This is a genomic window from Streptomyces sp. SX-6 (assembly GCF_059089585.1).
Genome location: NZ_JBTHHU010000021.1, coordinates 92,434 through 111,385, shown reverse-complemented (window position 1 = coordinate 111,385; position 18,952 = coordinate 92,434). Strand labels below are relative to the sequence as shown.

The following is an 18,952-nucleotide window of genomic DNA, read 5'->3' as shown; positions in this document are numbered from 1 at the left end:
CCCTATGGAGGGCATGGAGGGCATGGAGGGCATCGACGCACGGACAGGCTGGCGGCTGCTGGACGAACTGCTCGACGAGGCCGTGTGGCTGGACCACTGCCCCTTCGTCAGTGCGTCGTTCGGCCCGGCACCGCCCTGGCTCCGGCATGAACCGGTCTCCGCGTGGGAGCCGTTGCCCCCACCACCGCCCGGCGGCCCACAGGGTACGCCGGGCCCGCGCCGCGTCTGCGTCTCGTTCGCACCCGAGCACGGCACCAACGCCCGTACGTGGGCCCGTACATACGGCTACCGACTGCTCGCCCCGGACCCCGGTGTCACGGCCTGGGCGGCGGACAAGATCAGCGCGCTGGACCTGTTCACGGAGGCAGGCGTACCGACACCGCCGTCGGTGATCATCCCCGCGGCCGGCCGGGCACCGGCGTACTGGAACGACCAGTGGTCCCGTGCAGTCCTCCAGCGCCGCCACAACAACCTCATCGGCAAGGGCACCGTCCCCGTGGACTCCCCCGCCGAACTCGCCCGTTGCCTCGCCGCCTGGCCGAACGAACCACTCCGGCTCAGCCGTTGCGCTCCCGGCATCTCCCTGACCGTCACGGCATGCGCCGGGCCGGACAGGACCGTGGTCTCGGCCGTGTCCCACCAACTGGTCGGGCTGCCCGAACTCGCCGCCGCCTGGGGCACGCACTGCGGCAACCAACTCGTACGCCCCGGCGATCTGCCCGAGGGGCTGTACGCACAGGCCCGCGAGGCGGCACGGCGCGTGGGCGAGGTGCTGCGCGGGCGCGGCTTCCGGGGCCTCTTCGGCATCGATCTCGTCGAGGACGACGACGGACGGCTCCTTGCCATCGAGGTCAACCCCCGCTTCCAGACAGTGGTTTCGCTCGTCCAGGCCGTGGAGCGCGCGGCGGGGCTGCTGCCCTCCCTGGGCCTGCACATCCTCTCCTTCCTGCTGCCCGAGCTGCCCCCGTCCGTGCCGGGGACACTGCCGGCAGGCCCCCTGCCGAGCCAACTCGTCGTGCACGCCGCCGAGGACGCGGCCACGTACGTCCCCGTCCCCACTGGCCGCTACCGCCGTGACGGCGAACGGCCGGCGGGCCCGTCCGACGTCACCGACCTCCGCGAGGACGAGGCTCTGTACTGGGCCATCGCCCGCCAGGGCCCGGTCACCGCCGGGCAGGAGCTCGCCCTCCTCCAGTTCGCGCACCCCGTGGCCGCCCTCGAACCGCGGCCCCGCCCCGATCCGGAAGCGCTGGGTCGATGCCTGCTCCGGCAGAACCCGCTGCGTCTGGCCGAGGAACCGATGCGCACGGCAGGACGACACGCACTCGAGCTCATCATCGAACGATTCGCCGCCCCGCCCGACCGGCCGCCCCTCCGCGTCCCCTCGCCCGAGGCCCTCCGCGCCGCCCTGGACGAGCCCCTGCCCGAGGAGGGCACCGACGACCTGTGCGCCGTCCTCGACCACGTCACCCGCGACGCCCTCGGCGAGGCGACCCGCCTGGACCATCCCCGAAGCTTCGCCTTCACCCCGTCCACCGGCAACTTCCCGGCCGTACTCGCCGACGCCCTCGCCTCCGCCCATCTCGCGGTGCCGGGCGCGTGGCTGGTCGGGGCCGGGCCCACGCAGCTCGAACTCACCACCCTGCGCTGGCTCATGACGCTCCTCGGCCTGCCCGAGAACGCAGGAGGCCTCTTCGTCAGCGGCGGCTCCGTCGCCAACCTCACCGCCCTGGCCGTGGCACGGGACCAGCACCTCGACGACGACCTGTCCCGCGCCCGCCTCTACTGCTCCGCCCAGGCCCACCCGTCGATCGCCCGCGCGGCCCACCTCCTCGGCCTCACCCGCGACCGGCTCTCCGTCGTACCGGCCGACGAAACCCTCCGCCTGAACCCGGCGGAAGTCGCCCGCCGCATCACCCACGACCGGGCCGCGGGCCTGCGCCCCTTCGCCGTCGTCGCCACCCTCGGCACCACGGGGACCGGCACCATCGACCCCCTCGACGACCTCGCAGACCTCTGCCAACGCGAAGGCCTCTGGCTCCACATCGACGGCGCCCATGGCGCAGCGGCTGCCGCCACCACGCGAGGCCACGGCCTACGAGCCGCACTCCGCCGCGCCGACTCCCTCACCGTCGACCCGCACAAGTGGCTCTTCCAGCCCTACGAGATCGGGTGCGTCCTGCTGCGCCGCCCGGAACTGCTGCGCACCACCTTCGACCTCGCCCGTCACACCCTCGACGCCGGCTACCTCAGCCCCACCGATCCCCGGGACGACGAGGTGAACCTCTCCGACCACGGCCCCCAACAGACCCGTGGTCTACGGGCCTTGAAGCTGTGGCTCTCCCTCAAAACCTTCGGCGCGCAGGCCTTCCGGCGAGCGATCGAGCACGGCATGGACCTCGCCGACCACGCGGCCACCCTGGTGAGGTCCCACCCCGAGCTGCGCCTGGTCACCCCGCCCAACCTCGCCATCCTCACCTTCCGCTACCACCCGGCCGACGACTCCACGCAGGAGCGCATCAGCCGGGCAGTGTGCACGGAGAGCGGGGCGCTGCTCCTCACCACCCGCGTCCACGGCGCCACGGTGCTCCGTATGTGCACCATCAACCCCGCCAGCACCCGGGACGATGTCGCGTACGTCCTCGACGAGGTCGTCCGTCACGGACGCCGCGAGGTCAGGAAATCAGCAGCGCAGAAGGGCCGGTGATCTGCCGCACCCCTCGCTCCGTGACGCACGCGGGGACGTTGAGGGTGAGCTGAACCCCTGGGGAAGCAACGGTCCGTCCCGCGAACTTCCCCGACACCACCTTGCCGACGATCAACACCACGGCCTGCGCGGCAACTTGCTGCACATTGCCCATGGGGTAGATCACTGTGCTCCGCTCACCGGTGTTCCAGGTGACCTTCTCCACGGTGGTGGCATCGGAGGCGAAGCATCCGTTCACCCCGCCACCGCTGATCACGGACTTCGCGGAGGTGAGGGCGGGATCGGCGGACGTACAGCTGTAGGTCCCCGATCCGCCGATCTTCGTCCTCCGCGCCTTCAAGCTCAACCCGGGCGAGAACTCAATGGTGTTGCTCCCCAGGCAGCTGACCCCGGGCTTCGCCTCATGCGCCTCTACCGGCGCCGCCGAGATCCCCATCACCGCCACGGCCACCGCCACGCACACTGCACGCATCCCTCATACCCCCTGCCGTCGCCGACTCCCTGCCGGCAACGGCATTCTCCCGATCACCCGGGGCGGCACAGGGCGAACGGCCTGCCATCCCCCGCGCAATCGCAGCGTTCACGACACAAGGGGCGCGCGCGTCCGCCCTGGCTACCTCCGGTAGTAGCCGTCGACCGGAATGCGCGCCTCGTCGAACAGCGCCGGGCCGTCCTGCGCGACCGTCGGCCAGGCGCCCGACTCCGGGTTGAGCTCGACGAGTTGGTCGGTGGAGAGCGCGTGGACGACCCGGCCGAGCCCGGAGCGGACGATGGCGCCGGCACACATGGTGCAGGGCTGGCAGCTGGTGTACATGGTGGTGCGTACGGCCGTCTCGGGGTCGAGTTCGCGGGCGGCCCAGCGGGCGAGTTTGAGCTCCGGGTGGGCGGTGATGTCGCTGTCGCGACGCACCGTGTTGTGGGCTTCGGCGAGGATCGTGCCGTCCGGGCCGGCCAGCAGGGAGCCGTACGGCGCATCGCCCAGGGTGACGGCGTGCGCTGCGATGCCGATCGCGCGACGCAGGAGCTTCTCGTCGGCAGGGGTGATCACGATGCTGTCCTCCAGTGGGTGGCCACGGCGGTGAGCGCCTGCCAGGCCGCGTGGGGCCGCCGGGTCTCCTCCGGATCCCCGTGGTAAGGGTCGAGTACGACGGTGTCGGCACCGAGCCGGTCCAACTCATGGAGATCGTCGAGGATCTGCTCGATGGTTCCGACACCGGCGGGCCGCTCGGGGTCGTCGACCGGTGCGGTGGTCAGCCGCAGCGCGATGCGGGGCGCGAACCCCGGCAACGAGTGGTTCGCCAGGACCGAGCGCATCCGGGGAAGGGTGAGGCGCAATGGGTGCCATGCATCACCGAACCTGACGGCACGCCGGATCCCCGCCTCGCTGTTGCCGCCGACCCAGACGGGTATCGGCGTGGCGACGTTGCGCAGGGTGGCCAGGTGCTCGTCGGTCAGCCTGCCCCGCGCGGTGAACGGCACGCCGAGCGCGTCGAATTCCTGCCGCGCCCAGCCAACGCCCACCCCGAGCACGAGGCGGCCGCCGCTGAGCTGGTTGAGGTTGGTGGCCATGCGTGCGACCAACAGCGGGTGCCGGTAGGGCAGCAGGAGCACGGTCGTGCCCAGCCGCAGCCGGGTGGTGATGCCGGCCAGCCAGGACAGGGTGGTGAACGGTTCGTAGAACGGCTCCGGGTACCGCTCGGCCACGTCCGGGGTGATGACCACGTGGTCCGACACCATGAGGAGATCGAAGCCGAGCCCTTCCACGGTCCGCGCCCACTCGCGCAGTACGCCGGGATCGGTTCCCGGTCCGAAGTTCGGTACGTTGACGCCCAGTTGCATGATCAGAGGCTATCCCGGCGATCATGTGCAAGTGAACGGATTCTTCCCGGCAAGACCGGCCTCCTCCCGTCATTTTCCCGGTAGGATCGCGATATGGCCGTGAATCTCGACGAGGTCGACTGGGCAATCATCGACCAGCTGCAGCAGGAAGCCCGCATATCCCTCAGCGAGCTGGGGCGGCGCGTGAAACTCAGCTCTTCGGCCACCACGGAACGGGTGCGGAACCTGGAGGCGTTGGGCGTCATCACCGGCTACCGCGCAGTGGTCGACCTGGCCAAGGTCGGCTACCCCGTGCTCGCCGTCGTCCGCCTGAAGTACCCGGGCAACCGCCACCAGCCACTGCACCGGCTGCTCGCCGAACGGCGGGAGATCCTGGAGTGCCTGCGCACCACCGGCGACGACTGTTACACCCTGAAGGTGGCCGCGACCTCCATGGAGCACCTGGAGACGCTCATGGACGAACTGGCCGGCTTCGGCAGCACGACCACCAGCGTCGTCTACCGCCAGACGCTGCCCTACCGCGGACCCGACCGGCCCTGACCCTGCGGTGCCCATAGCCGGTCGGCAGCCACCTCGCTGGCCTCCTCCGGCCGCCAGACCGGCACTACCCTGGGCGTCGCACTCTCCGGAACGATCGTGGGCCCGACCGTGACCCGATGCGGGACAGCGTTCATCGACGAAGTGGACCATGGCGCGAGACTGCTGCCCTGTCGAGAGGAGACCGCATGATCCGGGAACGGGACGGCCACCCCACCTTCGTGCTCGTGCACGGCGCACACGGCAACTCCTGCACGTGGTCACCTTTGCTCCAAGAACTTGCGCTGCTCGGGCACCGTGCACTCGCCGTCGACCTGCCGGGCCACGGCGGGGACGCTTGCCTCCCCGTCTCCTACCAGGCACCGCAAGACCTGGAGGACTTCGCAACACAGCCCTCACCCCTGGCCAAGGTGACCCTGGCGGACAATGTCGCCCACGTCGTGGCGGCCGTTCGCCGGGTCGCGGAGTACGGGCCGGTGATCCTGGTGGGCACCAGTGGCGGCGGGGCGACCATCAGTGGTGTGGGCAACACAGTGCCGGACCTGATCAGCCGGATCGTGTACGCCTCCGCGTGGTGCTGCGTCGAGCTGCCGAGCATGGCCGACTACCTGGAGATCCTGGGACACCGGAACGTGGCCTCGTCCATGGTCAATTGGCGCTCGGCCGACCCGCAATTCCTGCGCACGGGCAAGGAAGCCCTGATGGCCGACGGGACTGATGAGCAGTTCCGCGTCTTCCTCAATCTCCTCGAACCGGCCGACTCCGCACAGGTCCTCACCGCCGACGCCCGCGTCCGGGCAGAAACTTGGGGCCGGATCCCCCGCACCTACATCCGTTTCTCCCAGGACCGGGCGATCCCGCCCGCCATGCAGGACCGGATGATCACCGAGGCCGACGCGCTCACTCCCGAGAACCCCTTCGACGTCCACACCGTGGACACCAGTCACGCCGGTGTGTTTCTCCGCCCTGTCGAGATAGCCAAGATCCTCGTGATGGACGTCTGACGGGACATCGTGGCCATGGCCGACGACGCTGGCCTCGCCGAGACCTACACCACCGCCATCGCCAAAGTCACCGAGCACCACAAGGACCTGCTGTGACCCCCATGCCCACCACACCCGAGCTCCTGGATGACCTGGCCCGCGCCGCCGAGCGCGACGGGATCGAGAAGACCGTCGTCGGTGCTGTCATCGCCGACTCCGGCGGCAAGGTGCTGCTGCTGCACCGGCCGGCGGACGACTACCTCGGCGGGCTGTGGGAGCTGCCCTCCGGCGGTGTCGACACAGGCGAGAGCCTGACCGAGGCCCTGCGGCGCGAAGTCACCGAGGAGACCGGCCTGACGCTCGCGCGTCAACGGCAGCGAGGAATGCGGGGCCGGTCCCGGACGACTGCGCGCAGTTCGTCGACGTAACGCCGTACATCCGCCACATACGCCTCATCGGGGTCGGCGGTGCGCTGGTCTCCGTGACAAGCGCGGCACAGACCACCGGGAAGGGCCTCAGGCGGTCCGGGGTCGCCGCAGTTGGTGCATTCCATGATGCGGATGGGAGGGATTACGGGCGCCGGGAGCGGGAGTTCGGGCGGCATCTTTTCTGTGAGGCGCCTGCGGACGAAACCACCTGGAGAATGGACGGTCTCGGGGAGACCGGACGTGAGAGCGCGCGTCAATTCGCGCTCGGTGGTGCCCCGTTGGAGCCATTCATCAGCGAGGGATTCGAGCGCTTTGCATTCGGCGGCGGAGAGCGTCACCCGGCAGTCGGCGCGGCCGAGAAGCGCGAGCACGGTGTAGGCGGCGGACCGCCCCGACACGGCCCGCTCCTGCGCAACCTCCACTTTCGGTGGACGTCCCGCGAGGTACGTTGACCACCATGCGTCGTCCCGCGCGGTACGGCTGAAGTGGGTGCGCCAGACCCATTGCGTGCGCTCCTCGTCGACGGTCTGGCGTACGCGGCGCAGATGCCCGGCCTCGGAGAGGTTGTTGAGAGCAGCACGAACGGCCTGCTGACCATAGGCGGGGATCTCCTTGGCCAGGGTCTTCACGTCCATGGCGGCACCTTCGGGGAGCCGGTCGACGTACGCGGCGACGGCCGCTTCACGCACGGGAAGGTGGGCGAAGTCGCGCCCGGTGCGGGGGCCCTGGTCTGGGGCGGAGCGCTTGCCGTAGCCGGGGGCGGCCATGGGGGGCGCGGAGGAACGAGCGACGTCGGTAGGATTGCCGACAGCCATGGGATCAACTCCGTGATCTTGATGGTCAGGCCCTCGCCGAGTGTTGCTGCACCGGCGGGGGCCGTTTGCTTGTGCCGCACGCTACAGAGCCGCCGCGCCCCGCGGCGATCTCGATCGCGAAATGTCATCCGTTCGTGTGCGCAAGGGACTTGGGACTTGGGAGGGAGGGTGGGATTGAACCAACCAACCATTCCTTGGAAAAGACGCTCGAACCTCGACCCCCGAAACCCGACGCTCAAGCCCCGGTTGCACGGGCATGCAATACACCCAGGCCAGAATTGGCTCGCCATCCGGGACTTGAAGAACCCGAGCATCGAGCCTCGGGCGTCGTGCTGAAGGCCGAAACCTTTGTGGTCACCACGGAGCGAGCGGTAACCGATCGTTCCCCGATTCGGCCAGCAAGTGTTGAGGTCTGGTGCGAACTCCATGCAGATGCGGGCTGCCACCAGTGGCTCAGCGACGGGCATCTCCCGCTCAACCACTGCTACGGTCGCGTGCATGAAGCTCTCGGTCTCCACGGGTCAGGCTGTTGATCTACGGGTGCAGCCGGTTGACGAGGTTCTCGCTCACGTCGAGCGGTTTCTGCAAGTGCGTTTGCTCCCGGAAACGGCGGTGCGCAAGCGTCGGTCTGTGGGGGCCAGAACAGACCGCGACACCTGGGTGCGGATCGAGCGGCGCTTGCTCGACAAGATCACCGACCAAGGCTGGAATGGCACCGAGTGTGCTGCGCGTCTGGAGGGCATCGCCCTGCCCGAATGGCGCGGATGCGTGGTCTGGCGGGACGCGGACGGGCCGGTGATGTGGCGGGCCGACGAAACTGAGCTCCTGCCGGGATCTCCCGTCGGTACCGCCGTGTTGAGTGTCGCCCCGGAACTGCCGGATGAGTGGTGGGCGGCGTTGAACGCCTCGTTGGACGCGCTGGCGGGTCAGAACACAAGGCGGGTCGCCACACCGGACACCGTCACCATCACCCAGGCCCTCGTCACCGAGTCCATCCGGGGTTCCTTCTCCGGTGACTTCGATACGGCCGTCGAGCGGTGGGTGCCGGCCCACGCGGATCTCAACTGGGCCAACATGACCGCTCCGGTGTTCAGCCTCTTCGACTGGGAGGACTGGGGTAACGCACCGCTGGGCCTGGACTCGGCCTCACTGTGGGCAAGCTCCCTTGCAGTCCCGGCCCTGGCCGATCGCGTACGGCACGAGCGCCGGTCCGACTTCGAAAGCCGGGACGGCAAGTTGATGACGTTGTTCGCCTGCTCGAAGATGCTCGGACCGTACTCGCACCCGGAGGACCCCCGGCTTGAGCCGGCACAGCGCATGGCCGAGCAGGTCATCAAGGAGCTTCAGGCAGATTGACCGCGCGAGCGATCCCGAAGGAGACTCCGGTACTCCTGGAGGGTCCGCTCCTCGACCTCGCCAGCCAAGGCTCCGACGAGTTCGCCCAGGTGGGCTGGCTCATCGGTGCCCACGGCGACGGAGCCGACCCTCGGGAGGTGATACGCGGCTCTGAATGCCGCCTGCACGCGGGAGAGTCGGCCGCCGTCCCGGAGGAAGATGCGTGGGTCGATCCTGGCCCACGCTGGGTCACTGGTGCTGCCGCCGAAGGGGCTCATTCCCCACACCTCGCCGCTGCCCAGGGCCCACGCCTTGGTGAGTACATCCGCGGCATGCAGCGTTCTGGCTCCGACAAGCAAGCCGGCGCGGACCATGAGGACCGACGGCTTCGGTACGGTCGCGTCGATCAGGCTCAGCAGCGGTGACGGGTCCCAGGACGCGACGCCCCAGGCGGCGCACAGCCCCTTCGCTGTGGCGTAGTCGAGGGTCGTGCACGCCTGCGCCAGTGTGTCCTGGTTGTGAGGGGCGGCTTGGCGGAGCGAATGTTCTGGGTTATGCAGGAACACCAAGTCCGGCTCTCGTCCGAGGTCCTTGACTGCCTGTGCCAAAGCCGAGTGCAGCCATGCGGGATCCAGGGAGTGCTCTGCCCCGTCAGGCCCCGGGAAATAACCGACCTTGGTGGAGACCATGAACTTGGGCAGCAAGTCACCGGCCGTCCGAGCCAGGACCTGATGCGAGCGGAAGTCAAGGTAGTTGGTGCTGGTGTCGAGCATGGTGACGCCGAGGTCCAGCGCTCCAGTCAGGAGACGGCGTTCGTGACGAGACCGGTGTAGCCCGAGGACAACTCGGGGGTCAGCACCGCGCACAGCTCCTCCTTCACCAAGACCTCGGCGACCTCCGTCACTTCGGCCCCGACGACGGCCGCGGCCCGCTCCAGCGCGACCGGCCTGCCGCACAGCAGCAGACGCAGTGCGGGCAGGGCCTTGGCCGCGAGGGTGAGCTTCTTCCCCGAGGCCACGACGTCGACGGTCTCCCCGCTTTCCTGGATCCGGGGAGGGAAGTGGGTGGTGCACACCACGGCGTCAAGCGGCCCGAGGATGTCGAGGAACGGCACGTGCCGCGGCAGCATCGTCTCCTGCTCGTACACGGCCAGGAAATCGGCCGGGGAGTGTTCGCCGACCAGCTGGGCGGCAGCCGCAGTCAGAGCTTCGCCGTCGGTTCCCTGCCCGCGGTCGAGGTCGTGGCGGAAGATCTCGCGCTCGCGGCACCAGTCGGCCAGCCACCCGAGCCAGCTCGCTCCCGTGCGCTTGGTGATGCCGAACGTGACGTGAAGGCTCTTGCCGGAGCCGCTGCCGGTTCGCGTCGCCTGGTGCCAGTGGCCTCGAGGAATGTGCATGACGTCACCGGTCTGCAAAGCGCCGGACCAAATGATCTCGCCGCTCGGAGTGTTGTTGGGGTCGGAGTCCCGGTACATCGGGACCTTACGAGAGGCCGCGCGCACCTCCCACTCCTTCTCACCCGCGAGCTGGACGACCAGGACATCGTGGTCGTCCCAGTGCAGGGGGAAGCCGGCAGCGTCGTTCGTCGTCAGGTATGCGTTGACCTGGACTCGCTCGTGGGACCACCACTGCAAGGCCCGGCACGCGACCTCCATCGTCGGATCGAAGATGTTGGCCTGGTCCAGGATGAGCGTCGCGCCTTCCCGCAGAAGCCTGCCCACGCTGCGCATGTTGGCCATGGGGATGCTCTGGCCCCGAGGGCTGACACTGTCGGTGTAGTAGATGGCCGGATGGACCTCCTCGCCCTTCTGGAAACATCGGAACTGCGGGCGGTTCAGGCTCCTGCGCATCGCGATGTCGAGCAGGCGGTTCGGAGTCATGATGCGGGAAACGAGTGCAGGGTCATCCATGCTCCCGCGTACGAAGCCCTTGCCCAATTCCTCCGCTCCGCTCCATCCGAGCGCCGTCTCGATGGCGATGACCAACCGATGTTCCATCGTTGCTTCCTCCATGGGCTCGACCACGTGATCAGGACACGGTGGGGGCTGGCACGGCTGGCCGTGTCGGCCCCCACCGCTTGGCGCCTACTCGCTGTCGTGCAGGTTGCCGTCACCTCCCGGCCACGGAGCGTCGCCGGAACTGCCGGCGTTGTCCGACCGGAGGCTGTCGTACCGGTTGTGGACAGCGGTCAGTTCTTCCACCGCCATCAGGAGGCCGCTCCGGGCCGGAGGCGGTGTCGTGCGCTCTGCCACCTCGTTCTCCTTCCTCTTCGGTTCTCCCACCAGGGCTCCGACGGGAGGTCGGCGGCCGCACCACTGCCATGGGAGAGTTGGTTATCGTGGGGCGGCAGTCATGGGGCGGCGCGGTGAACCGCCAGTCCTACACCGGCGGTTAGGTAGGTCGGCGAACTGCATCGGCAGGACGCAACCGCCACAGTGAGCGACTCTGGCTCGGCTACGACGCCACACTTCGGCTGTAGCGCGAATAACCCGCGCAGAACGGCGGCTCGGATAGCAGGCGCCGCGATGGGAAGCGCGATCTCCGCCCATACGCGCTTCCCACAGCGGGAAGGCTCCCAGCCAAACCGCGAAGCGAGAAGACCGACCAGCGCCAGGCCGCGCCCGCCCTTGTCACCATCTTGGGCACAACTCGCCCGGGGAGCCGAGGGATTGCCGTCAAAGACATCGATCACCAAGTGACCGGGCCGGTGGTACAGCACGACGGTGACGGGCCCCTCCCCATGGACCACGGCATTGGCGATGAGCTCGGAGGCGATGAGACGGATGGCGTCGGCTGTCTCCTCGTCCATCGGCACGTCCCACGCATGCACCCTGTCGACGACCATACGTCGGGCGAGGGGCACTTCCGTTTCCGTACCCGCGAGAAAGAACCGTTGGACGAGCGTGGGCATGGCGGACACCTCCGAAGAACTGACCGGTCCGAGGAACCGTTCGGGGAACGATCACCCTGGACGTGCTTCGTGGAGCGGCTGATACTCAGTCAACGGCCCCAGCACGCAAGGTGGAACGTTTCTGAGGGGTTTCTCGTGGGGACGCCCCGCCCCGTACGTGGAACACACGAAGTAGCCTCCCCAACTACGCCGTGAGGGGATGACGGGAGTGACGACGTGCCTGGTGAGCCGTTAGCAGTCCATCCGCTGAGCTTCGTCCGCCAAATGCGCGGGTGGGGGAAGGCCGAATTCGCCCGGCTCATGCAGGTGCACGGGAGGTCGCTCGGAATCCCGCTGGCGACCAACCGGACGACCGTATGGAAGTGGGAACGGGGGCAGGAGCCGGACGCGGATGCCCAGCGCGTACTCGCCGACTTGCTGCGCATCCCGTACGAGCAGGTGCGGGAGGAAGGATGGCCTCGATGGCTCCCGGTCTGGGAGGTGACGGGGCTCACCGCCCCGTGGACCGAGGTCGGTACCGTTGAAGCCTTGTCCGAACTCGTGGGGAGCGGCCGCATGGATCGCCGGGGCTTTCTCACCATCACCGGCGCCGCCCTGACAGGCCTCGCGGCGAGTTGGGTGGACGCGCCCTCCGCCTTCGCCTCGGCGCTCAACGGGGATCAGGTCACGGACACGTTGGTCTCGACGATCGGGCAGCGCATCAGCACGCTCCGCACGCTCGACGACCAACTCGGAGGTTCCCGGCTCCTGGAACAGGCACGCGGTGATCTCGCCCTTGTCACCGGTCTTCTCAGCGCCAGCCGGTACACGGACAAAGTCCGCGTCCGACTCTACGCGCTGGCCGCCCAAGTGTCGCACCTGACTGGCTGGATGGCCTACGATGCGGGTCTGCGGTCCGTTGGCCAGCGGTACTACGTCGGGGCCCTGCGGAGTGCTCGTACGGCTGGAGACGACGCCCTCGGCGCCTTCATCCTCGCGGAGATGGGCGTTCACGTCTCCGAGGCCGGACGGACTGCAGAGCGGGTCGCTCTCGTCTCGACCGCCATCGACAACGCTCCTCAAACACTGTCGCCGTACACTCAGTCCTTCCTCTACCTGCACAAGGCTGAGGCACTGTCGCGCGACGGTGACCACCGGAATGCCGGAATGGCGCTCAACCGTGCCGCGGCCCTCTGGGAGCGCAGCGTGGTGGAGGAAAGCACCGACTGGCTCGCCTGGTTTGGCGAGGCGCAGTTGAAGTCGACCGAAGGCAAGGTTTTGTTGCGGTCCGGGCAAGTGGAGCGCGCGACGAGTTCCTTGGAGACCTCGATGAAGAGCGCGGCTCCTCGGGACAAGGCCGTACGGTCCAGCCGCCTGGCTGAGGCCCGGCTCACCGGTGGTGACTTGGAGGGGGCGCTGGACGCCGCGAACTACGGCGTCGAGCTCCTGGAGAGCAGCGTCAGCTCCGTACGGGCTCTGGATCGTTTGAAGGAGTTCGCCGTGCGGCTCGAACCGCGCAAGTCCGTCCCCGCTGTCCGTGAGTTCCGCGAGCGTCTTCAGGCACTGCCAGTCGCAGCCTGACAATCGCTGTCCCGGGACTCCGGGGACGAGCCCGCCCCGTAGGAGTAGTCGGTCCCAATGCCAGGATGGACGGCATGACGACGATCGACGGTGAGGTCGCGGCTGGATTCGAACCGGTGCGTGAGGCGTTCGCGGCGAACTTCTCCCAGTACGGGGACATCGGCGCGGCGGTATGCGTGTACCAATACGGCCGACCGGTGGTGGACCTGTGGGGTGGCATCGCCGATCCGGAAACCGGTCGTCCGTGGACACGAGACACGCTGCAACTGGTCTACTCGGCTACCAAGGGGGCGACGGCGACCGCGGCGCACATGCTCGCCCAGCGCGGCGTGTTGGACCTGGACGCGCCTGTGGCGAAGTACTGGCCGGAGTTCGCGGCGAACGGCAAGGCGGACATCCCTGTGCGCTGGCTGTTGTCCCACCAGGCAGGCTTAATCGCGCTAGACCAACCAGTACCGTTGAACGATGCGTTGACCTGGCACCCGATGGCGGCCGCACTGGCCGCTCAGCGTCCCCTGTGGACTCCGGGAACGGCGCACGGGTATCACGGCCGGACTTGGGGCTGGCTTGTCGGCGAAGTGATCCGCCGGGTGTCCGGCCGGACACCCGGCTGCTTCTTCACCGACGAGATCGCCACCCCCCTCGGGCTGGACTTCTTCATCGGGTTGCCGGCGGGCGAGCGCGATCGGGTCAGCCGTATGGTGCACCAGCGGCCGGACGTCGACCTCACCACTGTGTCCACCGAGTTGATTCCCGAGGAACTCCGCAAACTGGTCGCCGCGTGGCGTGACCCAGATTCGTTCAGCAACAGGGCATACGCGGTCACCGACCCTCCCGAGATCGACTTTGACTCGCCCGATGTGCAGGCCGCGGAGCTCCCGGCTTCCAACGGCATCGGTACTGCTCGCGGACTGGCGCGCATGTACGCCGCGCTGATCGGCGAGGTGGATGGCGTGCGCCTGCTTACCCCGGAAACCCTGGCTTCGGCAACCAAGGAGCTGGCCAGCGGGGTGGACCAGGTGATGCTTATCCCGAGCCGATTCAGCTCCGGATATATGCTGCCCACTGCGACCAACCCCATGACCGGCCCGAACGCCTTCGGCCATACCGGTAGAGGCGGCTCACTTGGCTTCGCCGACCCAGAGCACGGCATCGCGTTCGGCTATGCGATGAACAACATCATCGGGGGCCCCGACGATATGCGTGCGATGTCACTGGTCGACGCTGTGAAACGCTGCGCTGAGTGGAAAACGGCTGGCCCCGCAACGTACCCGGTCACCAGCCTCGGCACCCATGAACCAGCGCAAGCGGAATAAGCTCACCCGTCACCTCATCGAAGCAACCGTCGTCGGTGATACCGCCCGCGCGAAGACGGTCCTGCGGGCCGGAGCCGCCCCGGAGCGACGAGACAGTGACGGCAGCACCCCCTGTATGCAACATCCGTGAACGGAGAAACAGAGAGCATCCGTCTGCTCCTGGCGGCGGCCGAGGCCACCTTGTTCGACCAGGCATAGGAACCCGCCCTGTTCCTCGAGGGCTGCCAGGGTCGGGGGATGGATCGTGTCGGCCGACATGAAGCGGGTCAACGAGGTTTTCAGCACCCAGCTGACGTCCACGTTCTCCGCGACGCCGCGGTTCGCGGCTTTCCCCGCTTGGAAGCAACCCGAGTGTCGAGCCTCGAGCGCCGTAGGCCCCCACCCGAACCTCCAGCACGCGGGCTAGAGTTGGGGAGCATGACGGAGAGAATGCTCCCCGACCCCGGCACCCCGTTCGGCGAGCGGGTCCGGCGCCGGTTGCGTGAAGAGCAGGTCATCTGGATCACCACGGTCGGCAATGACGGCACCCCGCAGCCGAACCCGGTCGGGTTCCTGCTCCAGGACGACAACTCGATCCTGATCTACAACGCGGTCGAGGCGAAGCGGATCTCCCATGTCGTCGACCGGCCCCGGGTCGCCCTGCACTTCGACGGCGATGGCGACGGCGGCGACATCGTGGTCTTCACCGGCACCGCGCGCCGCGTGGATGACGTCCCCCCGCCGCACGAGAACCTGGCATGGCTTGCCAAGTACGGGGACAGCGCGGCCCGGGTGTTCGGAAGCGTGGAGAAGTTCAGCGAGCTGTTTCCGGTGCCCCTGCGGATCGAGATCACGCGGACACGAGGGCGCTGAGCCCGCCGGACGTGGACAGTTCGTCGGTGTCAGCGACGTATGCTCCTCCGGAGACCAGGGCGCAGGCCATGTAGGCCATGCCCACGCAGACGCCGCAGAACCCGCGCTGGCCTCTCGCTCCGGCCGGGCCCATGCGCCTGGCCGGAGGAGGGCGACCCGAAACGTCAGGGCCTCAACGCACCGTCGAACTGCTCCCAGCCGGACCAGCCGCCACCGGCATACGTCTGCCAGCGGTGATAGACGTTTCCGCCGCCGTTGACGCCGAACAGCTCAACTCGACCATCGGCGTTGGTCTGAGCGGCGACCTGGGCCAGCGCACCGTCGAACTGGGTCCACGTCGACCACCCGCCACCGGCCGACATCTGCCAGCGGTGGAATACGCCGTCCCCACTGTTGGTCCCGAAGAGCTCCAACCGACCGTCCGCGTTGCGGGCCGCGGCGACCGAGGAACCGAAGCCAGGGACGCCCTGCTTGGACGCGACGGCCGCCGAGGCGGCGCCCGGCGCCGTGACCAGCATCGCCGCAACCGCCGCCGATGCCACCAGACTTGCTCTCAAGACCCTGACCAGCTGGCCGATGCGTCTGAATCTGCTTTCCGGTCTCTTTCGCATGCGACTGCCCTTTCACCATGAGACGTGCCCGAATGGTGTGGACCTGACGGTGCCTCAGGCGAAGCCCGGGTGGCTAGCCGCCGGTCCGCCGAGCGGAACGGAAACGGCTCCCGGACGTTCATTCCCGGCCATCCTTCCAGGGGTTTGAGCCTGCTTGACAGGGCGGTTACGGGCTGGGGCTCCGGCTCGTCCGTGGCCATGTGGGGCGGGATCTCAGGGGCTAAGCTCGGCCCATGACCTTGCAATGGGAACAGGTGATCGTTCACTCGGTAGATCCGGCGGCCTTGGGGCAGTGGTGGGCCGAGGCTCTTGGGTGGGTCGTGGTCTACTCCTCCGATGACGAGTTCGAGATCCGCCCGGAGCCGGATCGCCTGCCGGGGTTGGAGTTCGTCCGGCTCGATGAGAGCAAGAAGGTCAAGAGCCGACTGCATCTCGACTTCAGGCCTGATGACCAGGACGCCGAGGTGGCTCGCCTTGAGGCTCATGGTGCAAAGCGTGTCGACATCGGCCAGGGTGACCAATCGTGGGTCGTCATGGCAGACCCCGAAGGCAACGAGTTCTGTGTCCTTGGCCATCGGCGTCAGTAACTGAGCGCCCTCCACGTGTCAACGACGGTGAGGAATGCGAGGCCGATCCCGGACGACTGCGCGCAGTTCGTCGACGCAACGCCGTACATGCGCGACTTGCGCCGCGTCGGGTTCGGCACTGCGCTTGCGCTGGTCGCTGTGGCAGGCACGACAGAGACCTCCGGGGAGGGCCTCGGACGGTCCGGGGATACCGCAGTTGGTGCATTCCATGACGTGCACAACCGAGGGCCTCAGCGGTGGGAGTTCCGGCTCAATCCCCGACTGCGCGAGCACGCAATACACCCAGGCCAGTAATGGCCCACTGCCCGGGACTCGGGAAACCCGAGCGTCGGGCATCGAGCGACGAGCGGCTGGTCGAATGGTGAAGTTGCCTGGTCAGCTTTAGGCGCTGAGGTCGAGGCGCCAGTCATTGCTGCGCATCAAGGTGCCGCTGCCGCGCGGGTATTCGAAGTCGCAGGGGCCGACGAGATGGAAGCCGAGACGGCGGCACAGGGCGTTCGACGGGGCGTTGTCTACCGAAGGGAACGCGTGCAGACTGCGCGGGGCGCCGGGCTTCCTGGCGGCTTCGCGCACGATGTCGATCAGGGCGGTACCAGCTGCGGCAGCGATGCCCTTGCCCTGATAGGGCGGCAGGACGTTCCAGCCGGTTTCGTAGATCCGTGTGCCTTGCCAGTCAGGCTGGTGGTAGCCGATACTGCCGACCATCTCGTCGCCGAGCAGCACAGCGAACATGCAGCCATGGCCCTCCGCCGGCATGGCAAGGTAGCGGCGGTGCCGGACGAGCAGCTCGCCCTCCGGCTCCGGTCCACCGAGGTGATGGCGCATATCCGGGGTGTTGATCCTCCGGAGAAGAGCAAGCGCAGGCTCCGACCAGGGCTCGATACGAACGTCCATGCGGCGAAGTCTCACAGACCCACAGGACGTCTGTCCTCTCAGATTCCCCCTCGCCGCGGCGCGGTATACACAGGGTTGACATGGATCAGGGGCCTTCGAGCCCGATGACGTTTCCGAAGGGGGCAGTGAGTTGGCAAATCCGGCGCCCCTCTTCGACGTCGAGTGGGCCGCGATGATGGACACATCCGACGCCCAGCAGGCTCTCTGGCGCCAATGAGATCATCAACTGTCCAGTAGGCCACGGGGCTTCCGCCCTGTGGGTTGCGCTCGGGGGAAGCCGGGTGGACAGTGCGGATACTGCGGAACATAGCGCTCCATCCCCTGCGGGTCGTTCACATCACGGCACCGTGCAGGGAGCGCAGGCCTGTGGAATGCCTGGCGAATCAAGCAGGGTTGACATCCATGAACTGGTAGTCGACGTGAATGAGACCGTCCGCGTCGCGGATGATGAACTCGGTTCCCACCGCCACCACGTCGGTGCCGCCGACCGGGACCATGTGCCAAATGAGCCGCACCGACTCGTGGTTCTCATGGAACTCGTTCACCTTGAACATGAATCCCTTGAGGATGAAGTCCTCATAGGCTTCACGAATGGCGGCCTCCACCTGCTCGCGTCCTCGGTATTCGCGCTCGCCGTTGGCGTAGCGGCCGTCCTCCGCCCATAGTTCGGCGACGAGCTCCTCGCGGCGCTCGGCGTCCGATTCGTTCCAGACGGCGGTGTAGCGGTCGGCAAACTCGGCGATGGCCCTCAAGGTGGTTCCCCTCATAGCGGAAAGCAGGATCGGGTATCGGGTTTCCGGTCCGGGCCCCGAAGCCGGGGCGTGCCGTCCGGAAACATCTGCAAGGCTGCCAGCGGGCGAACCGACCGTCGATTACCTGACGGGTAATGACCGGCGCCAAGGACGGCTACTGGACAGGCCTTCCCTCTGAGGTAGGCGGTCCGCTCTTGCCATGACCCCGCGAGCCGGGGAACCGGTCAGTCCACCCGGGGACGGTTCAGCACGATGTCGCCGGCCATGGCGCGTACCTCGGTGTGGGTGTGGCCGGGGTGCTCGGCGGCGAGGAAGTGGCTGCCGATGGCCAGGCTGAAGGCGAGCAGGCTGCGGGCCTCGATCTCGTCGGGGTCATCGCAGAAGGTGCCGATCATCTCGCGCAGCAGGGCCATGCGCTCGTTGTCGACCCGTCGCAGGCACGCGGCGGCGACCTCGTCGCGTCGGGCCCAGTCGCGGATCGCGAGGTCGATCGGCAGCAAGCGGTCGGCGGACAGGGTCAGTTGACCGGCCAGCCGGATCTTCTCCCGCGGGTCGCCGTCGAGGTGCCTGACCCGTTCGAGCACCTTGTCGATGCTCTCCCGCTCCCAGGTGTCCAGCATCGCCTCCAACAGCGCGTTGCGGTCGGCGAAGTACCCGTAGAACCCGCCCTTGGTGACCCCGAGTGCCTTGGCGAGGGCCTCGATCCGTACGGCGTCCACGCCACCGGAGGCAAGCGCCCGTAGCCCTTCCTCGACCCAGGCCTCGCGCGGTGTGCGCTTCGCTCCCACGGTGTGTCTCCTCTCACGTCCTGTACCCGCTATACGCC

At 68.1% G+C, this 18,952-nt stretch carries 21 protein-coding genes; 9 read left to right on the top strand and 12 right to left on the bottom strand.

What is annotated here, in order from left to right; genetic code table 11:
• Window positions 1–13: 13 nt before the first annotated feature.
• Window positions 14–2,707 (top strand): aminotransferase class V-fold PLP-dependent enzyme, encoded by a 2,694-nt coding sequence (locus ACV530_RS23895; protein WP_494334672.1) that lies wholly within the window; start codon window positions 14–16, stop codon window positions 2,705–2,707.
• On the opposite strand, the gene ACV530_RS23890 is transcribed toward ACV530_RS23895, so the two are convergent.
• From ACV530_RS23890 to ACV530_RS23880, 3 genes are all read right to left on the bottom strand, one after another.
• Window positions 2,676–3,164 carry a hypothetical protein gene (locus ACV530_RS23890; RefSeq protein WP_494334671.1) on the bottom strand — a complete coding sequence of 163 codons (489 nt, stop codon included), beginning with the start codon at window positions 3,162–3,164 and terminating at the stop codon, window positions 2,676–2,678. The two genes, ACV530_RS23895 and ACV530_RS23890, sit on opposite strands and share 32 nt — an antisense overlap.
• Window positions 3,165–3,320: 156 nt before the next feature.
• Window positions 3,321–3,755: a nucleoside deaminase gene (locus ACV530_RS23885; protein WP_494334670.1), complete on the bottom strand. Its 435-nt coding sequence runs from the start codon at window positions 3,753–3,755 to the stop codon at window positions 3,321–3,323.
• Window positions 3,752–4,546: an LLM class flavin-dependent oxidoreductase gene (locus ACV530_RS23880; RefSeq protein ID WP_494334669.1), complete on the bottom strand. Its 795-nt coding sequence runs from the start codon at window positions 4,544–4,546 to the stop codon at window positions 3,752–3,754. The genes ACV530_RS23885 and ACV530_RS23880 overlap by 4 nt, the downstream gene beginning before the upstream one ends.
• Before the next feature lie 93 nt (window positions 4,547–4,639).
• Here ACV530_RS23880 and ACV530_RS23875 point away from each other — a divergent pair, with 93 nt between their 5' ends.
• The 3 genes from ACV530_RS23875 to ACV530_RS23865 all read left to right on the top strand — a co-directional run bounded on the left by ACV530_RS23875 (window position 4,640) and on the right by ACV530_RS23865 (window position 6,494).
• Entirely contained in the window at window positions 4,640–5,086 is a 447-nt protein-coding gene (locus tag ACV530_RS23875; RefSeq protein ID WP_494334668.1) for an Lrp/AsnC family transcriptional regulator, read from the top strand.
• Between the two features lie 185 nt (window positions 5,087–5,271).
• Window positions 5,272–6,087, top strand: coding sequence for an alpha/beta fold hydrolase (locus ACV530_RS23870; protein ID WP_494334667.1), 816 nt, complete (start codon window positions 5,272–5,274; stop codon window positions 6,085–6,087).
• 101 nt (window positions 6,088–6,188) lie between these two features.
• A complete protein-coding gene (locus ACV530_RS23865) occupies window positions 6,189–6,494 on the top strand; it encodes an NUDIX hydrolase (RefSeq protein WP_494334666.1) in 306 nt (101 codons plus the stop codon).
• Here the strand turns inward: ACV530_RS23865 and ACV530_RS23860 are convergent.
• Window positions 6,434–7,309 (bottom strand): hypothetical protein, encoded by an 876-nt coding sequence (locus ACV530_RS23860; protein WP_494334665.1) that lies wholly within the window; start codon window positions 7,307–7,309, stop codon window positions 6,434–6,436. The two genes, ACV530_RS23865 and ACV530_RS23860, sit on opposite strands and share 61 nt — an antisense overlap.
• Window positions 7,310–7,807: 498 nt before the next feature.
• Here ACV530_RS23860 and ACV530_RS23855 point away from each other — a divergent pair, with 498 nt between their 5' ends.
• Window positions 7,808–8,665 (top strand): hypothetical protein, encoded by an 858-nt coding sequence (locus tag ACV530_RS23855; protein ID WP_494334664.1) that lies wholly within the window; start codon window positions 7,808–7,810, stop codon window positions 8,663–8,665.
• On the opposite strand, the gene ACV530_RS23850 is transcribed toward ACV530_RS23855, so the two are convergent.
• From ACV530_RS23850 to ACV530_RS23835, 4 genes are all read right to left on the bottom strand, one after another.
• The gene (locus ACV530_RS23850; protein ID WP_494334663.1) at window positions 8,653–9,510 is read right to left on the bottom strand and encodes an aldo/keto reductase; all 858 of its coding nucleotides are present in this window, start codon (window positions 9,508–9,510) and stop codon (window positions 8,653–8,655) included. The genes ACV530_RS23855 and ACV530_RS23850 overlap by 13 nt on opposite strands.
• Window positions 9,444–10,640 carry a JmjC domain-containing protein gene (locus tag ACV530_RS23845; RefSeq protein WP_494334662.1) on the bottom strand — a complete coding sequence of 399 codons (1,197 nt, stop codon included), beginning with the start codon at window positions 10,638–10,640 and terminating at the stop codon, window positions 9,444–9,446. The genes ACV530_RS23850 and ACV530_RS23845 overlap by 67 nt, the downstream gene beginning before the upstream one ends.
• Before the next feature lie 87 nt (window positions 10,641–10,727).
• Window positions 10,728–10,895 (bottom strand): hypothetical protein, encoded by a 168-nt coding sequence (locus ACV530_RS23840; RefSeq protein ID WP_494334661.1) that lies wholly within the window; start codon window positions 10,893–10,895, stop codon window positions 10,728–10,730.
• A 98-nt stretch (window positions 10,896–10,993) separates the two neighbouring features.
• A complete protein-coding gene (locus ACV530_RS23835) occupies window positions 10,994–11,554 on the bottom strand; it encodes an ATP-binding protein (RefSeq protein ID WP_494334660.1) in 561 nt (186 codons plus the stop codon).
• 216 nt (window positions 11,555–11,770) lie between these two features.
• On the opposite strand from ACV530_RS23835, the gene ACV530_RS23830 reads away from it, so the two are divergent.
• The 3 genes from ACV530_RS23830 to ACV530_RS23820 all read left to right on the top strand — a co-directional run bounded on the left by ACV530_RS23830 (window position 11,771) and on the right by ACV530_RS23820 (window position 15,282).
• Window positions 11,771–13,114, top strand: a complete 1,344-nt coding sequence (locus tag ACV530_RS23830) for an NsdA family TPR-like regulatory protein (protein WP_494334659.1) — start codon at window positions 11,771–11,773, stop codon at window positions 13,112–13,114.
• A gap of 74 nt (window positions 13,115–13,188) precedes the next feature.
• Window positions 13,189–14,430, top strand: coding sequence for a serine hydrolase domain-containing protein (locus tag ACV530_RS23825; RefSeq protein WP_494334658.1), 1,242 nt, complete (start codon window positions 13,189–13,191; stop codon window positions 14,428–14,430).
• A 417-nt stretch (window positions 14,431–14,847) separates the two neighbouring features.
• Complete coding sequence (locus ACV530_RS23820; protein ID WP_494334657.1) at window positions 14,848–15,282, top strand: TIGR03667 family PPOX class F420-dependent oxidoreductase; 435 nt, start codon at window positions 14,848–14,850, stop codon at window positions 15,280–15,282.
• Between the two features lie 164 nt (window positions 15,283–15,446).
• Here the strand turns inward: ACV530_RS23820 and ACV530_RS23815 are convergent, their stop codons facing one another.
• Window positions 15,447–15,800: a DUF8189 domain-containing protein gene (locus tag ACV530_RS23815; RefSeq protein WP_494334656.1), complete on the bottom strand. Its 354-nt coding sequence runs from the start codon at window positions 15,798–15,800 to the stop codon at window positions 15,447–15,449.
• A 326-nt stretch (window positions 15,801–16,126) separates the two neighbouring features.
• Here ACV530_RS23815 and ACV530_RS23810 point away from each other — a divergent pair, with 326 nt between their 5' ends.
• Window positions 16,127–16,480, top strand: coding sequence for a VOC family protein (locus ACV530_RS23810; protein ID WP_494334655.1), 354 nt, complete (start codon window positions 16,127–16,129; stop codon window positions 16,478–16,480).
• A 381-nt stretch (window positions 16,481–16,861) separates the two neighbouring features.
• On the opposite strand, the gene ACV530_RS23805 is transcribed toward ACV530_RS23810, so the two are convergent.
• The 3 genes from ACV530_RS23805 to ACV530_RS23795 form a co-directional block, all read right to left on the bottom strand.
• A complete protein-coding gene (locus ACV530_RS23805; protein ID WP_494334654.1) occupies window positions 16,862–17,374 on the bottom strand; it encodes a GNAT family N-acetyltransferase in 513 nt (170 codons plus the stop codon).
• 383 nt (window positions 17,375–17,757) lie between these two features.
• Window positions 17,758–18,126, bottom strand: a complete 369-nt coding sequence (locus ACV530_RS23800) for a nuclear transport factor 2 family protein (RefSeq protein WP_494334653.1) — start codon at window positions 18,124–18,126, stop codon at window positions 17,758–17,760.
• Between the two features lie 224 nt (window positions 18,127–18,350).
• Window positions 18,351–18,914 carry a TetR/AcrR family transcriptional regulator gene (locus tag ACV530_RS23795; protein ID WP_494334652.1) on the bottom strand — a complete coding sequence of 188 codons (564 nt, stop codon included), beginning with the start codon at window positions 18,912–18,914 and terminating at the stop codon, window positions 18,351–18,353.
• Between the last annotated feature and the right edge of the window lie 38 nt (window positions 18,915–18,952).

Excerpts from the sequence above, each read along its gene's own strand:
- ACV530_RS23895 (WP_494334672.1), top strand. The coding sequence starts at position 14 with ATGGAGGGCATGGAGGGCATCGACGCACGGACAGGCTGGCGGCTGCTG.
- ACV530_RS23815 (WP_494334656.1), bottom strand. The coding sequence starts at position 15,800 with ATGCTGGTCACGGCGCCGGGCGCCGCCTCGGCGGCCGTCGCGTCCAAG.
- ACV530_RS23875 (WP_494334668.1), top strand. The coding sequence starts at position 4,640 with ATGGCCGTGAATCTCGACGAGGTCGACTGGGCAATCATCGACCAGCTG.
- ACV530_RS23805 (WP_494334654.1), bottom strand. The coding sequence starts at position 17,374 with ATGGACGTTCGTATCGAGCCCTGGTCGGAGCCTGCGCTTGCTCTTCTC.
- ACV530_RS23825 (WP_494334658.1), top strand. The coding sequence starts at position 13,189 with ATGACGACGATCGACGGTGAGGTCGCGGCTGGATTCGAACCGGTGCGT.
- ACV530_RS23810 (WP_494334655.1), top strand. The coding sequence starts at position 16,127 with ATGACCTTGCAATGGGAACAGGTGATCGTTCACTCGGTAGATCCGGCG.
- ACV530_RS23880 (WP_494334669.1), bottom strand. The coding sequence starts at position 4,546 with ATGCAACTGGGCGTCAACGTACCGAACTTCGGACCGGGAACCGATCCC.
- ACV530_RS23855 (WP_494334664.1), top strand. The coding sequence starts at position 7,808 with ATGAAGCTCTCGGTCTCCACGGGTCAGGCTGTTGATCTACGGGTGCAG.
- ACV530_RS23835 (WP_494334660.1), bottom strand. The coding sequence starts at position 11,554 with ATGCCCACGCTCGTCCAACGGTTCTTTCTCGCGGGTACGGAAACGGAA.
- ACV530_RS23820 (WP_494334657.1), top strand. The coding sequence starts at position 14,848 with ATGACGGAGAGAATGCTCCCCGACCCCGGCACCCCGTTCGGCGAGCGG.
- ACV530_RS23865 (WP_494334666.1), top strand. The coding sequence starts at position 6,189 with ATGCCCACCACACCCGAGCTCCTGGATGACCTGGCCCGCGCCGCCGAG.
- ACV530_RS23860 (WP_494334665.1), bottom strand. The coding sequence starts at position 7,309 with ATGGCTGTCGGCAATCCTACCGACGTCGCTCGTTCCTCCGCGCCCCCC.
- ACV530_RS23870 (WP_494334667.1), top strand. The coding sequence starts at position 5,272 with ATGATCCGGGAACGGGACGGCCACCCCACCTTCGTGCTCGTGCACGGC.
- ACV530_RS23845 (WP_494334662.1), bottom strand. The coding sequence starts at position 10,640 with ATGGAACATCGGTTGGTCATCGCCATCGAGACGGCGCTCGGATGGAGC.